Source organism: Bradyrhizobium sp. CCBAU 21365, from assembly GCF_015291305.1.
Lineage (GTDB): Bacteria > Pseudomonadota > Alphaproteobacteria > Rhizobiales > Xanthobacteraceae > Bradyrhizobium > Bradyrhizobium elkanii.
Map to the genome: position 1 here is coordinate 6,101,448 of NZ_CP030036.1, position 15,486 is coordinate 6,116,933.

Genomic DNA, 15,486 nt, shown 5'->3' on the forward strand with positions numbered 1-15,486 from the left:
TCTGTGGTTGCAGTTGTGGTGGTTCGGAACCCGTTTGAGCATGATCTCCGCGCAAACGCGTTCCGCGTTTGTCGCGAGGGAAAACCGGTTTCCACTTTTCCGGATCATGCCTCAGCCATCCGCCAGCATCTTGCGCAGCTGCTTGGTGGCGGGCGTGACGATGGCGACGAAATAGGCCTCGCGCAGCCTGCGCTGGGCGCGGTGGCTCATCAGATAGCCGCGCGCGCCGCAATGGAGCATCGCGGCATGTGCGAATGCGACGCTGGCATCGCCGATCCGCAGCCGCAGTGCGACGACGCGGCGCCAGTAGCTGTCATCGGCATTGTAGGGATCGCTTGCCAGCGCCATCGCCTCCTTCTCGAACTCGGCATAGAGCTCGCGGAATTGCAGCGGCTGTTGCGGCAGATAGCGGTTGACGTGTCCGAGCGGCGCATGGACCTCGTCCATGATGTTGATGCAATCCTTCATCAGCCCAAGACCCATGCCGGCCTGCAACAGGATGAAGCCGGCGCGGATTTTCTTGACGAACGGCGCAGCCGGCTCGGCCAGGATCAGTTCGTCCGGCACGAACACGTCGCGAAACTGGACGCCATAGGTACCGGTGCCGTCCATCGCCAGGAACGGCTTGGAGGGCGTCAGCGTGATCGCGGGATCGGAGCAGTCGGCGAGAAACATCACCGTGCTGCCCGGCTCGCCGCTTGCGATGCCGCCCGGCTCGCCCTTGGTGCCCTCGTCCTCGCGCTCGAAAATCGTGCCGAAGTAATGGCCGGGCCCGAGGTTCGACACCCAGGGCAGCGCGCCGCGGACGATGTAGCCGCCCTCGACCTTGCGGCCCTTCAGCTTCAGCCGCTCGATGCCGAAGAAGCTCTTCATCGGGTTGGAGAGCCCGGTGCCGCCGAGCACGCGCCCGCGCGCGAAGCAGTCACCGAAGCGCGCGGCGAGCTTCATGTTGGTGGAATTGGCGACGTACCAGACCAGCGTGTTCTGGCACCACGCCATGAAGGCGGTGGCACCGCAGACCTCGCCGAGCGCGGCCATCGACTGGATGGCCCAGCGCAGGTCGGCAGGACCTTCCTGCGGCACATGGCTGCTCCAGGCGCCGACCTTGCCGAGCCGGTGCAGGAATTCGCCGGGATAGACCGAGCCGGCATCGACCGCGGCTGCGATCGGCGCCAGCTCCTGACGGGCAAGGCGGGCAACCTCGTCCGCAATGGTCGGTGCGGGATCTTGAGCTGCGACCCGCGACAAAGCCAGTGAACCCATGGATGATCTCCGCACCTTGAATTGCCGGTCGGGCGTTTACGCGCTGACCTCGAGATTGACGGGACGGGTGAAGGTGTTGGCGACCGGCGACCACTTCTTCACATGCGCCACCAGCGCGTCGATCTCGGCCTGCGAGACTCCCTCGCACTCCATGTCGACCTTGACGCGGACGTCGGTGAAGCCGACCGGCTTCTCGCTGACGTCGCCGGTGCCCCACACCGCGGTGATGTTGAGATCGCCCTCGAGCTCGAGCTCGAGCTTGTTGACGGTCCAGCCGCGATGCACGGCGTTGGCGTGCAGGCCGACAGCGAGGCAGGAGCCGAGCGCGGCGAGCGAGGCCTCGGAGGGATTCGGCGCGGTGTCGTCGCCGAGCAGGCCCGGCGGCTCGTCGACGATGTAGGGGGCGAGGTTGCGGATGTAGTTGGCGTGGCGGAACTTGCCCTCGGCCACCGTCTTGCACTTCAGCGTCTTGATCACCTTCGGGTTGGCCTTGCCATTGGCAATCAGCTGCTCGAGCCCGCCTCTGTCGATCGGCGCGAGGCAGCCGGTCAGTGCGGTTTTCTGGGCGACAGCGGTCATCAGTTTTCTCCCTGGGAGCGATGGAATTGGTCAGGATACCGAACGGTCTGTTTCCTGCACGAAGCGTGCCAGTCCCGCCGCAAATCAAAAGGCGAAATCCCGCAGGTGCTTAAGCGAAGCTGCCTGCGGATTGATCAGTGCCGGCCTGCTCAATCGCCAAGCAAATGCCGCGCGACCGCGATGATTTTCAGCGCATCGATGCGGGCATGAAGATGCGACTTGATGATTCTGCCGCGCTCCGATTTACTGCCGCGCATGGCCAAATCGCTTGCGAAGAAAAAAACTGCCGCGGCGTTCACCGCCGGCGACGATGAATCGGCGCGCGGGCGCCTGCTCAACGCCGCAACCCATCTGTTCTGCAAAAACGGCATCAACGCCACCGGCATCGACGCGATCATCGACGAGGCCGGAACCGCGAAGACGACGCTCTACAAGCTGTTCGGCTCGAAGACCAACCTCGTGCATGCGGTGCTGGAGAGCGAAGGCCGGCAGTGGCGCGAATGGTTCATCGGCGCGATCGAGGCCGGCGGCGGCGATCCGCAGACCAAGCTGTCGCGGATCTTCCCTGCCCTGAAGACCTGGTTCGCCGAGGAGCGCTTCTATGGTTGCCCCTTCATCAACGCGGTCGCCGAGCACGACAAGGACGCCAAGCAGTTCCGCAACATCGCGCTGAAGCACAAGAAGGTGGTGCTTGCGCATATCGAGAAGCTAGCCGGCGAAATGGGCGCGGCCGAGCCGGCCGTGCTCGCGCACCAGCTCGCGCTGCTGATCGACGGCGCCATCGTCGCGGCCATGGTGTCGTGCGATCCGACCGTTGCCGACACCGCGGGCCTCGCCGCCGATAATCTGTTCGCGCCGGCGAAGGTGAAGAAGCCCAAGCGCGCGGGCAGCGCCGCGGAGCAACAGCTTCTCGCCGTGTAATGCCGAGGACGCCGCAACCGGCGGCGCCCCTACCCTCGTCCCATGTTTCGGCTGAAGGCGCGGTGTCCGCGCTACTTCAGCGCGTCCGCCACCTTCGCAAGGCCGGCATTGGCGCAGACCTCATCCTTCTCGCCGCCCGGTGCGCCCGAGACACCGACGCCGCCGATCACCTCGTTGCCGGCCTTGATCGGCACGCCGCCGCCGACGCCGACCACGTTCGGGATCTGCTTCAGGAAGGCGTTGGCCGGATCTTCCATCTGCTTCATGGTGGCAAGCGAGGTCTGGCTACGGGTGCGCGCGGTGTAGGCCTTCATCCGCGCGAATTCCATCGTGTGCGGACCGGTGCCGTCGCCACGCACCGACGCCGCGACATTGCCGCCCTTGTCGACGATCACGACCGAGACCTTGTAGCCGTCCTTGGTGCACTGATCGAGCGCCGCCTGCATGATCGCCAGCGACATTGCCATCGAGACGTTCTTCTCGACCAGCGGCGCCTGCGCCAGTGCAGGCGTGGCGGTAAGGACGGTGACGGACGAGAACAAAGCCAGACTGAAACGACGCATGAAAAGCCTCCCTGAGAATTGTTGTTGTGTGCCCTCTCGAACACTGGGCGGCGCGGAATAATCCCGCCGCGCCGGACAAAATTTGGCCTCGGCCCGGGCGGCACGCAAATCCTACAGATCGAAATTGGTCGGCAGCATCACGACGTCGCGGATCGTCATGCCGCGCGGCCGGGTCAGCATGAACATCACGACCTCGGCGACGTCGCTGGCCTCCAGCAGGCTTCCGGCCGCCTTGGCCTCCTCAAGCTTCTCGGGCGGCCAGTCCGCCAGCAGCGCGCTGATGACGGGTCCGGGCGAGATCGAGCCGACGCGGATGCCGTGCTTGAACACCTGGCGCCGCACCGTCTGGACGAAGCAGTTGACCGCCCATTTCGACGACGCATAGACCGGCTCCCACGGCGTCGGGAAATGCGCGGCGAGCGAGCTCGTGACGATGATGTCGCCGGTGCCGCGCGCGATCATGTGCGGCAGCACATCGTGCACGTTCTTCATCACGACGTTGACGTTGAGGTTCAGCATCCGGTCGATCGCAGCGGTGTCGGCATCGACGAGGTCGCCGCCGACATAGGTCCCGGCATTGGCGTGCAGGATGTCGAGCTGGCCGGCCTTCTCGAGCACCTTCGGCAGCAGCGTCGCGCAATCGCCGGGATCGAGCAGGTCGATCAGCAGCGGGATTGCCGCATCGCCGTGCTTGCGCCCGAGCGCCTGCAGCGCGGCGGCGTCGCGGTCGACCATCACCACGCGCGCGCCCGCGGCCAGCATCGCCTCGCTGCTCGCCAGTCCAATGCCCGACGCCGCGCCGGTCACGGCCGCCACCTTACCTTCCAGTGCTTTCGCCATCGGTCCACCCTGCCGAAATCGCCATGATATCTGCCGCAGTATAGCAATTCGGGGCGGCGTTTCGGTAACCGAGGGTGGAAAAACATTCCGTCACGCCGCGCGGCGGCTGCCGAATATTTCTGCTGATAGCGACTGCGCACAAGTTCCACCGCGCTCCTTTCATAGACTGGTTTTGATCCGGCTTGGGCACTATGAAATGCTTCACGCCGACATGCCCGTCAGAGGCTGCCAAGACGGCCAATAATGCCAAACGGCCAACAAGAAGAAGCGGAGGAATACAATGACAAGGCCCCGTTCACCCCAGCCAACCCGCCGTCATCTCATCAAGGGCGCTGCCGCCACGTCAGCCACGCTGCTGCTCGGCAAGCCCGCCATCGCCAAGGGTAAGACGGAGGGCAAGACCGAGATCGTCATCGGCAATATCGACGCCTATTCGGGACCGGCTGCAGTCTATTCGTCGATCGGCCGCACGCCCGGCGGCTATTTCAAGATGATCAACGAGCAAGGCGGCATCAACGGCCGCATGATCAAATACATCACCTATGACGACGCCTACAGCCCGGCCAAGACCGTCGAGCAGGCGCGCAAGCTCGTCGAAGGCGACGAGATCGACGTTCTGTTCTCGCCGCTCGGTGCGCCGACCAATGCGGCGATCATGAAATACATGAACCAGAAGAAGATCCCGCATCTGTTCATCGCTTCCGGCGCCACCAAGTTCGGCGACCACAAGAACTTCCCGTACACGATGGGCTTCATGCCCTGCTATCAGATCGAGGGGCGGACCTTCGCGCAGCACGTTCTCGCGACCCAGCCGGATGCCAAGATCGGCATCATCTATCAGAACGACGATTTCGGCCGCGACGTCTTGAAGGGGTTCAAGGACGGACTTGGCGGCAGGACATCGTCGATCGTGGCGGAGTTGTCCTATGAGACGTCGGATCCGACCATCGACAGCCAGGTGGTGCGATGCAAATCCGCCGGCGCCAACGTGTTCATGAGCATGACGACGCCGAAATTCGCGGCCCAGGGCATCAAGAAGGTCGCCGAGCTGAACTGGCAGCCGACGCATTATATCGGCAACAACGCCTCCTCCGCTGGCTCGACGCTGAAGGCCGCGGGCTTCGACATTTCCAAGGGCATCATCTCGAGCGCCTACATGAAGGACCCCGTCGACGCCGCTTGGGACAGCGATCCCGCGGTGGTGAAGTGGCGGGCGTTTCTCGACAAATACGATCCGGCGGCGGCCAAGAACGACATCTACGCCGCGATCGCCTATGTCGTCAGCCAGGTCATGGTTCAGGTGCTCAAGCAGTGCGGCGACGATGTCTCGTCCGAAAGCATCATCAAACAGGCGGCGAACCTGAGGGATTTCGAATCCGACCTCCTGCTGTCAGGCATCAAGGTCAACACCTCGCCGACCGACTACTATCCGCTCGAGCAGTTGCAACTGGTGCGCTTCAGCGGCGAACGCTACGAGATCCTGGGGCCGGTGATCGACGGCGGCATCTCAAAGGCTTGATCGTCCGAAGCGTGCACCGCTGGCGCGAAATGCGCCCATAGACGTCGTCGAAACCGCGCGCCGAAGCGCGCGGCGGGATCGAACAAGGGGATGCCCCTCCTACTTCGGAGGCGGCGGTTTGGGCATCGCCGACAGCAGGCGAATTTTAAGCTTGCCTCCCTCGGTCACGTAAGTTGCCGTCCAGATGCCCCCTGTCTCGATAGGCGCGCCGCTTTGGTTTTTGCCCGAGATGCGATACCCGCCGATGGCGAGCGCCATGTCCGAGCCGATCGGCCATGCCTGGTCCACCGTGATTTCCTCGTGGTCGAACCCGGCCTTGAAGGCACCTTGATAAAACTCCGCAATGTCGGAGCGCGGCCCCGCGGGATTCACGTGGATGCCACCGGTCGCGAACAGCGCGGCAATTCCCGCGCCGTCCTGCTTGTTGAAGCTCGCCGCATATTCGGAAGCAATCCCTTCGACCTTTTGCTTGGAATCACCGTCCGCAGCCATTGCCGACAACGAAAAGACCATCAGGAATAGGCATGAGAAGCACGTCCGCAGCATCGCAATTCCTCCCTGAAAATATCTGTATTAAAAATCGCCCGACCCGGGACGAGGACTGCAATAAGACATCAACTACGGATTGTAGGCAATCGTTTCAGGCGCTGCGACGCAACACGCGGGCTTAACTACCTGGCGTTTCCAGCTGACCAATTCTGAGATAGCCTGTGGTCACACTCGAACGTGACGAGCCGCCATGCTCACGCTCTATTCCTATCCGCCGCTGTTCGGCGTCGCCGACAACAATGGCTATGGCCTGAAGGTATTCGCCTTTCTGAAGCTCGCCGGCGTGCCGTTCCTGCACGAGCACATCTTCGATGCGTCGAAGGCGCCGCGCCAGCAATTGCCCTATATCGTCGACGGCCGTGACACTGTCGGCGACAGCGAGACCATCCTCGCCTATGTCACCGGAAAATATGGCGTGGCGCTTGATGCCGCGCTGACGCCGGCGCAGCGCACGACCAATCTCCTCGTCACGCGGACGCTCGACGATCTCTACTGGGTAATGTCCTATTCGCGCTGGCAGGACGAGCGCTACCGGCCCCTGTTCCGCGATGCGCTCATGCGCGAGCATCCGGGCCTCACCGATGACGGCTTGATGAAGGCCAAGGAGTTCAACGCCCGGCGCTATTACTATCAGGGCATCGGCCGCTTCGAGCCCGACGCCGCGATGGCCCGCGGGCTCGCCGATCTCGCCGCACTGGCGAGCCTGATCCCGAGCCAAGGCTATGTGCATGGTGACAAACCGACGACCGTCGATGCCGGCATCTATGGCTTCGTGGCCAACATCTACTTCTACGACATCAACACGCCGTTGAAGCAATTCGTGGTCTCGCACGAGGCTCTGGTACAACACTGCCGCGCCATCCACGCGGCAGTGAGCAAGTGAGCCGGGCCAACTCAACCTCCATTCAGCTGCACGGTATCCGTCCCGAAGTCCTGGCCCTGAATCACCGCGCAGGTGGAGATATCTGCGCCGGCGTGTCGCAGTCGGCCTCTCACAAACAGAACGATTTCAGGGGTAGTATCCCGTCCCTGCGCTAGCTGCGGAGCCGGTCATGGCTGCAAAATTGTCTTCGGGCATTTTCGCGTCAGCCCTCGTTGGGGCAGCAGTGCTTTTGATTGCAGGTCCGCCACCTGCATGGGGCCTGCTGTTGCTCGGCTCCTTCGCACTGGCGGCGCTCTACGTCGTTGCGAGAATGAAGTCGCGCTACGATCCGCTCGATCCACGTTTCGGCAGCTGCATCCCCCCGATATCCAAGCCGAAGGGCGGCGGCAATGACTCCACCACCTGAGCGCCGTCCAGCATCGATCAGATGCGGATCGTGCAAGGACGTCCTGAGGGCCTGAAGCCGACATGGGAAGCGCGTCGGCTGCAGTTCGCATTCCATTTGGAATTTTTTGCAGTTTGTTTTCAGCCGACACTCGGTTGGATTTTCAGCACCAGGAGATTGATCAAATGCAGACGCCTACCGCAAACCCCCGGGGAGCAGAGTTTTGGAACAGCACCATGGGGCACTCATGGGTTTCGCAGCAAGCGGTGATCAGCGATGTCTTCACGTCGGTCACCAGCGTCAGCTTGGGTGCTGCGGCGGCAAAGCGGGGTGAGCGTGTAATCGATATCGGATGCGGCACCGGTGACACACTGTTGGCGTTCGCCAGGATTGTTGGTCCGTCAGGTGCCGTGTTGGGTGTCGATATCTCGGCCCCGATGCTGGATCTGGCCAGGCATCGTGTCGCCGAGACGGGATTTGGCAACGTGACTTGTGCGCTGGCCGACGCGACGATCTACGGCTTCGAACCTCGCTGGGCGGATCTGGTGTATTCGCGTTTTGGCCTGATGTTCTTCGATGACCCGATCAAGGCCTTCACCAACATCCGCAGCGGAATGAAAGCCGGCGGGCGGCTGGTGTTCGTCTGTTTTCGCACCATGCCGGAGTCGCCGTGGTTTCGCGTGCCGATCGAGGCGGCACGACCGCACGTGCCGCCTCAGCCGCCGCTCGATCCATTGGCGCCCGGGATGTTTTCGTTCGCGCGCGAGGAGCGCGTTCGCGGTATCCTGACCGAGGCGGGGTTTCACGAGATTACGCTCAAGGCCACCGACGTGCCGATCCATGGCGGCGACATCGCGCAAAGCATGGCCTTCATCACCCAGGCCGGCCCGCTGCCTGCACTGCTCGAGAATGCCACGGACGATCAACGTCGCCGCGCCATGGAAGCGGTACGCAACGCGCTCGCCGCAAGCATCGGAGCCGATGGGCGCGACCTGCATGTGGGTCTGTGGCTCGTGTCGGCGTCAGCCTAGCGAGATGCCGCCTACTGGATTGTGAAGGCAGATATCACGCCATCCGCGCCACACCGCGCCTGTGGTCGGCACTCGGCTTTCCCTTCGCCCTCTGTAATCAGAGCGGCGAAACGACGAGCAAAGCTCGGGCGAAGCGCGTCGCGAGAATGCGGATGTGTGACTCACCGGCCGCGCAACACATGCGTCGTCCCTGCGAAAGCAGGGATCCATTACCCCAAACGCTGATTGTCTTGCGACGGTGGAACAACGAGTCACTTCAACAACACAAGCCGCGGCGTATGGGTCCCTGCTTTCGCAGGGACGACGCGTGGAGGGGGCTACGCGCTCAAATCCACGCGTAGGACGGGGAGAGAGCGGCGGCGATCTTCACCGCGCCTGCTGCAGCCCCGCCTCCAGCCGCGCGAGTTCGCCGTCGAGATTGCGCTCGACTTCGGCCACCTGCATGTCGACCACCCGGTAGTCGCGCGCCTCGAGCCAGGCTCTGCGCTTGGCGCGGTCGGCCCCGATCGCCTCGCTCTCGTTCGGGTTGACCAGTTCGATCGCGAGCCGGTGCACGAAGGAGACGAAGTCGGGGATGTGGCGGCCGACCGGGGTCTGGCGCTTGAACTGGCCGGCGAAGCGGCGGTCCCGCGTCAGCGCCTGCCACAGGATCCGTTCGGCGTCGGTCGGGTTGCGGCGGAGCAGCCGGGCGAGCCCGCGCACGGTGCTGCTGCTATCGGCGGTCGCGCCACCCTGCCCCTGCTCGGCGAGCAGCGCCCGCAAGCGCGTCGCCTGGGCGCCGTCGAGCACCCCGCCCTTGGCGGGGCCCTTGCGGCCCTCGGCGATCGCCATCACCACCCCATGCAGCGTGTGCATGTCCTGCTTGGTCGGATCCATCCGGGTGAAGATGTTGCGCAGGTTCACCAGCATGGTGTCGCGCTTCTCCGCCGGCCGCAGGAACTCGACCTTGTCGAGCTCGGCGACGAGGTTGTCGAAGAACGCCTGCATCTGGTGCTGGGAGGCCGGCTCGGACCGCTCGGGCATCGCGAACGGCAGCGCGCCGGCGGTCGAGAGCTTGAACCACTCGTAGCCCATCAACAGCACCGCCTGCGCCAGATTGAGCGAGGCGAAGCCCGGATTCACCGGGAAGGTGATGATGCGGTTGGCGAGCGCGACCTCTTCATTGGTCAGGCCGGCGCGCTCGCGCCCGAACAGAATGCCGGCGCCGCCGCCGGATGCGACATGACCGACGATCGCACTCGCCGCGCCTTCCGGCCCGACCACCGGCTTGGCCTGGTCGTGGGCCCGGGCGGTGGTTGCAAACACCAGCGTGAGATCGGCGATCGCCTGCTCGACGGTGTCGAACAGCTCGACGGAACCGATGATGTGGTCGGCGCCGGCGGCGGCGCGCTGGGCGGCAATGTTCGGCCAGCCGTCGCGCGGGTTCACGATGCGCATCCTCGACAGCGCGAAGTTGCCCATCGCGCGCGCGGCCATGCCGATGTTCTCGCCAAGCTGCGGCTCGACCAGGATGACGACGGGACCGGCAAGGTCGTGCCCTGCCTTGGTCTTGTCGGTGCCGGACATCTCACTTCACTTTCTGATTCAACGTCTGAAGATTTTGAATCAGCTTCCGAGGAGGCTGATTCAAAATCTCATGCAGGGGCCCAAGACCGCATCGACCAGCTTTGCACCGGTTTTGCGCGGGACCATTTTCTCCAAGGAGATAACAGGGTTAGCGGCGTTTGCGAATCCTCAATCGGAGTCCCAATCGCACGAAGCGAAGGCTGCCGCTTGCGCGCACTTGGCCTTCGGATAGGCTATCAACCACAACCAAAGCGAAGCTGTAAAGGCACGCTTGAGACGCCGGTTGAACGGCGAGGCACCTTGGGGGGACGACGATGCGGGGCAGATGGACGCTGGCGATTTTGGGCCTGATCTTGATCGTGGCGGGGGGCCTGCTCGCCCACTTCACGCAGACCGCCGGCGGCATCCGGATCGAGGATGTGCGCTTCAAGGGCGCCAAGGGCAATACCATGAGCGCCCTGCTCTACATCCCACCGAATGCCACGCCGCAGATTCCGGCGCCCGGCATCCTCGCCGTCCACGGCTATATCAATTCGCGCGAGACCCAGGACGGCTTCGCCATCGAGTTCGCCCGCCGCGGCTACGTGGTGCTCGCGCTCGACCAGACCGGCCACGGCTATAGCGACCCGCCCTCCTTCGCCAACGGTTTTGGCGGACCTGACGGCCTTGCCTATCTGCGCAGCCTCCAATTCGTCGACAAGGAGAATATCGGGCTCGAGGGCCATTCGATGGGCGGCTGGACCGTGCTCGCCGCCGCGGCAGCAATGCCCAACGACTACAAGTCGATGGTGCTCGAGGGCTCGTCCACCGGCAAGCCATTCGCTGCCGAGGGCACCGTGAGCTGGCCGCGCAACACCGCGCTGGTGTTCGCGCAGTACGAGGAATTCCCCGACCTGATGTGGAGCGTCCAGCTCGCCCGCGACGTCACCAAGAGCCCAAAGCTCTGGGCGCTGTTCGGCACGCAAGGCGCGGTCGAGCCGGGCAAGGTCTATGGCGATCCGGCCGACGGCACCGCGCGGGTGCTGTACACCCCGGCGTTGACCCATCCGGCCGAGCACATCTCGCATGAGGCGATCGGCTACAGCCTCGACTGGTTCGCCAAGACATTGAAGGGCGGCACGCCGCGGCCGGTCGACGACCAGATCTGGTTCCGCAAGGAAATCGGCACGCTCATCGCCCTCGTCGGTTTCATCGCCCTGGTCATCGGGACGTTCGACGGTTTGCTGGAGGCCAGGATGTTCTCCCGCCTGCGGCTGCCGGCGGTTGCCGACGGCACCATGCCGCCACATCAGGCCGCGAGCGGCCGGCGCTGGACCACGGCGTTCATCCTGTCCGCCTTCATCCCGGCGCTGACCTATTACCCGGCCTTTGCGCTGGGCGGCACTTTCGTCACCCCGAGCGCGTTCCTGCCGCAGGGCATCACCAACCAGATCCTGGTCTGGGCCATCATCAACGGCCTGATCACGCTCGCCCTGATGCGGTTCGCCCCGAAGCGCACCAGCCGGACCGGCCTCGTCGGTCAATCCGTCGTGATCGCGCTGGCTTCGGTCGCGGTCGGCTACGCCGCGCTGTGGCTCGCCGATCTCGCCTTCAAGATCGACTTCCGCTTCTGGATCGTCGCACTCAAGTTGATGAGCGCGAAGCAATTCCTCATCTTCCTGATCTATCTGATTCCGTTCACGGCGTTTTTCGTCGTGGCGCTGCACGTGCTGCACCGGAATTTCTCGACCATGGATGCGCCGCGCGGGGCGCTGTACCTGACCAACATCCTGGCGCTGACGTTCGGTTTCATCGTGTTGCTGGTGCTGCAATACGGCACGCTGTGGCTGACGGGGAAGCTGTTCAACCCGGTCCCGGACCCCGGTTTCGTGCCGCTCTCGACCATCGTCGCGATCCAGTTCGTGCCGCTGCTCGCGATCGTCGCCGTGATCGCGACCTTCACCTGGCGGCGGACCGGATCGAGCCTGCCGGGGGCCCTGATCGCGGGCCTGTTCGTGACCTGGTACATCGTGGCCGGCACCGCGACGCAGGTCGCATTTTAGAGGGTTTTCAAGCGAAGCGGGCACCGGTTCGCATGAAGAAAACCCGTCAAAAAACCAGGCCGGGAGGCTCCATTCTGGTCCGTCCAGAATGGCGGTTCTCGGTGAAAAGATGGGCTGAAAGTGCATAACCGGTGCGCTTTCGCCCGTCGGCGGGCGGTGCTATAGCGCAGGCGTATTTTCCACCCCCGCCGTCAAAAGCGCGCCGTTCCCAAGAGGGCCTCCCCGTCATGGCAAAAATCAAGGTATCCAACCCCGTCGTCGAGCTCGATGGCGACGAGATGACCCGGATCATCTGGCAGTACATCAAGGACAAGCTGATCAACCCGTTCCTGGATGTCGAACTGCTCTATTTCGATCTGGGCATGGAATACCGCGATGAGACCAACGACCAGGTGACCATCGACGCCGCCGAAGCCATCAAGAAGGTCGGCGTCGGCGTCAAATGCGCCACCATTACCCCCGACGAGGCCCGGGTGAAGGAGTTCGGCCTGAAGCAGATGTGGAAGTCGCCGAACGGCACCATCCGCAACATCCTCGGCGGCTGCATCTTCCGCGAGCCGATCATCTGCAAGAACGTGCCGCGCCTGGTTCCCGGCTGGACCAAGCCGATCATCATCGGCCGCCATGCCTATGGCGACCAGTACCGCGCCACCGACATCAAGTTCCCCGGCAAGGGCACGCTGTCGCTGAAGTTCGTCGGCGAGGACGGCACCGTGATCGAGAAGGAAGTGTTCAAGGCGCCCGGCGCCGGCGTCGCGATGGAGATGTACAATCTCGACGACTCCATCACCGATTTCGCCCGCGCCTCGTTCAACTACGGCCTGATGCGCAACTACCCGGTCTATCTGTCGACCAAGAACACGATTCTGAAGGTCTATGACGGCCGCTTCAAGGACATCTTCCAGGACGTCTTCGACCGCGAGTTCAAGAAGGAATTCGACGCCAAGGGCCTGACCTACGAGCACCGCCTGATCGACGACATGGTGGCCTCGGCGCTGAAATGGTCCGGCGGCTATGTCTGGGCCTGCAAGAACTATGACGGCGACGTGCAGTCCGACACCGTGGCCCAGGGCTACGGCTCGCTCGGCCTGATGACCTCGGTGCTGCTCACCCCGGACGGCAAGACCGTGGAAGCCGAGGCCGCCCACGGCACCGTGACCCGCCACTACCGCGAGCACCAGAAGGGCAAGGAGACCTCGACCAACTCGATCGCGTCGATCTTCGCCTGGACCCGTGGCCTCGCCCATCGCGCCAAGCTCGACAACAACGAGGCGCTGGCGAAGTTCGCCACCACCCTGGAGAAGGTCTGCGTCGCCACCGTCGAAGAGGGCTACATGACCAAGGACCTGGCGCTGCTGGTCGGCGCCGACCAGCGCTGGCTCTCGACCACCGGATTCCTCGACAAGGTGTCCGACAACCTCGTGAAGGCGATCGCGGCCTGAGGCCGTCATCCTGGGAAGACAGGTGCGAGCATGACCATGGCCCTTGTCAGAGCCGTCGTGCTCGCATCGTTCTCGCTCACCGGGTCGGCGGCATTTGCTGCCGGTCCCCTGCCCGACGCCGTCGCGGCGCCCGGCGAGTCCCCGGTCCTGTCGGTCCATGCCGAGGGCGTGCAGGTCTATGAGTGCAAGCCGGTCACCGACGGCAAGCTCGCCTGGTCGTTCCGCGAACCGGTCGCCACCCTGATTGCCGAGGACCGCACGGTCGGCCGGCATTATGCGGGTCCGAACTGGGAGCATGTCGACGGCAGCGCCGTGACCGCCCGCACCGCCGGCAGCGCGCCCGGCACCACCGCCGCCGATATTCCCTGGCTGAAGCTCGATGTGATCGCCCACCGCGGCAACGGCCTGCTCTCCGGCGTCGCAACCGTGCAGCGGATCAACACCTCGGGCGGCGAGCTCAGCGGCGCCTGCGACAAACCAGGCGCGCTGAAGGGCGCGGCCTACTCGGCGGATTACGTGTTCCTGCGGAGAGACTGAGCCTAAAGCCTGATGAGATTAGGTTGAGTTGGAACGGCGTCGAAAGGTCACCTCTCCCTTGGGAGAGGTGAACCGAGGCCGCGCCAAGCCGATTCAACCAAAACTGATCCCGCTTTAATCGCGGATGCCGCCGTCTGTCTCGCACGGCGCCTGGGCGATCTCTGCGGCGGCCAGGTCGCCGCCGGCCGCGATCGGGTCGGCGAGCCGCGCCTCGGCGGTCTCCCGGACATGGGCGGCGAGCGCCGGCATGCGCGCGATCAGGGCATGGAAGTCCTGCGCATCGAGCACCAGGAGCTTGGTCTTGCGCGTCGCCGTCACCGTGCCGGAGCGGCTGGTCCGCCGCAGCAGCGCGATCTCGCCGAAGAACGCGCCGTCGGAAAGCCGCACAAGCTGGCTCGGCAGGTCGATCTCGACCTCGCCCGCGGTGATGAAATACATCGATGACGCCGCATCGCCGCGCCGCACCAGGACCTCGCCGGCCTCGATGGTTTGCGACCGCAGCAGGCGCATGATGTCGGAAATATCGGCGGCGTTGAGATGCGAGAACAGCGGCACCCGCGCCAGCATGCCCCAGGTCACGACGAAGTCGCGGCGCCGGACCTCGTCGGCGAACGCGGTCGAGATGATCGCGACCGGCAGCGCGATCATCGCAAAGCCGACCACGATCGCGACCACCGTGACGGTCCGGCCGAGCGGCGTGATCGGGACGACGTCGCCGTAACCGACGGTGCCGAGCGTCACGATCGCCCACCACATCGCCTGCGGCATGGTGCCGAACTTGTCCGGCTGCACCTTGTGCTCGATGGCATAGAGCAACGAGGCGAACAGCAGCACCGCGCCGGTCAGGATCACCACGCAGCCGAACAGCGTGCGCCGCTCGGCATGCAGCGCCGCCAGCAGCGAGCGCATTGCGGTCGAATAGCGCACCAGCTTGAGGAACGGCAGCATGCCGAACAGCACCAGCGCGGTCTTGTCACCAACCGCAAGCGCGACGGCCGACGGCAGGAAGGCCAGCAGGTCGATCACGCCGAGCGTCGAGAAGGCGTATTCCAGCCGCGCCCGCGCCGGCGTCATGTCGCGCAGCGAGTGACCGACCACGCTCCAGAGGCGCGCGGCATATTCCAGCGCGAATGCGATGACCGCCGCGATTTCGATCGCCCTGAGCAGCCAGCCGACCTGCGCGTCGATCTCTGGCACCGACCCCAGGATCGCCGCAAGCACGTCGACGGCGATGACCGCGATGACGAGCCGAACAAAATGCGAGCCGCCCGAATGCGGCAGGTCATGGCGTTCGAGCAGATCGTAGAGACGGTCGCGCAGCCTGGGATCGTTGATCGTGGGCTTGAGCGGAGCCGTCGCCACCATC

15 protein-coding genes are annotated in these 15,486 nt (G+C 64.3%); 8 read left to right on the forward strand and 7 right to left on the reverse strand.

All coding sequences use genetic code 11. From position 1 onward, the window contains the following. Window positions 1-111: 111 nt before the first annotated feature. Both XI02_RS28745 and XI02_RS28750 read right to left on the reverse strand, forming a co-directional pair. A complete protein-coding gene (locus XI02_RS28745; RefSeq protein ID WP_172647671.1) occupies window positions 112-1,263 on the reverse strand; it encodes an acyl-CoA dehydrogenase family protein in 1,152 nt (383 codons plus the stop codon). 36 nt (window positions 1,264-1,299) lie between these two features. Further along, on the reverse strand, window positions 1,300-1,842 hold the full coding sequence (locus tag XI02_RS28750; protein WP_172647670.1) for an OsmC family protein: 543 nt from the start codon (window positions 1,840-1,842) through the stop codon (window positions 1,300-1,302). Window positions 1,843-2,097: 255 nt separating this feature from the next. On the opposite strand from XI02_RS28750, the gene XI02_RS28755 reads away from it, so the two are divergent. Then, on the forward strand, window positions 2,098-2,763 hold the full coding sequence (locus XI02_RS28755) for a TetR/AcrR family transcriptional regulator (RefSeq protein WP_018272432.1): 666 nt from the start codon (window positions 2,098-2,100) through the stop codon (window positions 2,761-2,763). A gap of 71 nt (window positions 2,764-2,834) precedes the next feature. Here the strand turns inward: XI02_RS28755 and XI02_RS28760 are convergent, their stop codons facing one another. Both XI02_RS28760 and XI02_RS28765 read right to left on the reverse strand, forming a co-directional pair. Beyond that, on the reverse strand, window positions 2,835-3,326 hold the full coding sequence (locus XI02_RS28760; RefSeq protein WP_018272433.1) for a heme-binding protein: 492 nt from the start codon (window positions 3,324-3,326) through the stop codon (window positions 2,835-2,837). 111 nt (window positions 3,327-3,437) lie between these two features. Then, complete coding sequence (locus tag XI02_RS28765) at window positions 3,438-4,166, reverse strand: SDR family oxidoreductase (RefSeq protein ID WP_018272434.1); 729 nt, start codon at window positions 4,164-4,166, stop codon at window positions 3,438-3,440. A 280-nt stretch (window positions 4,167-4,446) separates the two neighbouring features. Between XI02_RS28765 and XI02_RS28770 the strand changes: the two genes are divergently transcribed. Continuing rightward, window positions 4,447-5,685 carry an ABC transporter substrate-binding protein gene (locus XI02_RS28770; protein WP_038380644.1) on the forward strand — a complete coding sequence of 413 codons (1,239 nt, stop codon included), beginning with the start codon at window positions 4,447-4,449 and terminating at the stop codon, window positions 5,683-5,685. Window positions 5,686-5,784: 99 nt separating this feature from the next. Here the strand turns inward: XI02_RS28770 and XI02_RS28775 are convergent, their stop codons facing one another. After that, window positions 5,785-6,231 (reverse strand): DUF4440 domain-containing protein, encoded by a 447-nt coding sequence (locus XI02_RS28775; RefSeq protein ID WP_085964840.1) that lies wholly within the window; start codon window positions 6,229-6,231, stop codon window positions 5,785-5,787. 193 nt (window positions 6,232-6,424) lie between these two features. Here XI02_RS28775 and XI02_RS28780 point away from each other — a divergent pair, with 193 nt between their 5' ends. The 3 genes from XI02_RS28780 (at window position 6,425) to XI02_RS28790 (ending at window position 8,533) form a co-directional block, all read left to right on the forward strand. Next, on the forward strand, window positions 6,425-7,117 hold the full coding sequence (locus XI02_RS28780) for a glutathione S-transferase C-terminal domain-containing protein (protein WP_016845021.1): 693 nt from the start codon (window positions 6,425-6,427) through the stop codon (window positions 7,115-7,117). A gap of 169 nt (window positions 7,118-7,286) precedes the next feature. Then, window positions 7,287-7,523 (forward strand): hypothetical protein, encoded by a 237-nt coding sequence (locus tag XI02_RS28785; RefSeq protein ID WP_125459147.1) that lies wholly within the window; start codon window positions 7,287-7,289, stop codon window positions 7,521-7,523. 164 nt (window positions 7,524-7,687) lie between these two features. Beyond that, entirely contained in the window at window positions 7,688-8,533 is an 846-nt protein-coding gene (locus XI02_RS28790) for a class I SAM-dependent methyltransferase (protein WP_026192990.1), read from the forward strand. A 366-nt stretch (window positions 8,534-8,899) separates the two neighbouring features. On the opposite strand, the gene XI02_RS28795 is transcribed toward XI02_RS28790, so the two are convergent. Beyond that, window positions 8,900-10,099, reverse strand: a complete 1,200-nt coding sequence (locus tag XI02_RS28795; RefSeq protein ID WP_018272436.1) for a TrmJ/YjtD family RNA methyltransferase — start codon at window positions 10,097-10,099, stop codon at window positions 8,900-8,902. A 314-nt stretch (window positions 10,100-10,413) separates the two neighbouring features. Between XI02_RS28795 and XI02_RS28800 the strand changes: the two genes are divergently transcribed. From XI02_RS28800 to XI02_RS28810, 3 genes are all read left to right on the forward strand, one after another. Continuing rightward, window positions 10,414-12,141 carry a S9 family peptidase gene (locus tag XI02_RS28800; protein ID WP_244981090.1) on the forward strand — a complete coding sequence of 576 codons (1,728 nt, stop codon included), beginning with the start codon at window positions 10,414-10,416 and terminating at the stop codon, window positions 12,139-12,141. Between the two features lie 227 nt (window positions 12,142-12,368). Further along, window positions 12,369-13,583, forward strand: a complete 1,215-nt coding sequence (locus XI02_RS28805) for an NADP-dependent isocitrate dehydrogenase (protein WP_016848511.1) — start codon at window positions 12,369-12,371, stop codon at window positions 13,581-13,583. Window positions 13,584-13,619: 36 nt separating this feature from the next. Then, entirely contained in the window at window positions 13,620-14,120 is a 501-nt protein-coding gene (locus XI02_RS28810; protein ID WP_050994324.1) for a DUF3455 domain-containing protein, read from the forward strand. Window positions 14,121-14,234: 114 nt separating this feature from the next. Here XI02_RS28810 and XI02_RS28815 read toward each other — a convergent pair whose 3' ends face one another. Further along, window positions 14,235-15,485, reverse strand: coding sequence for a cyclic nucleotide-gated ion channel (locus XI02_RS28815; protein WP_018272438.1), 1,251 nt, complete (start codon window positions 15,483-15,485; stop codon window positions 14,235-14,237). Window position 15,486 lies beyond the last annotated feature (1 nt).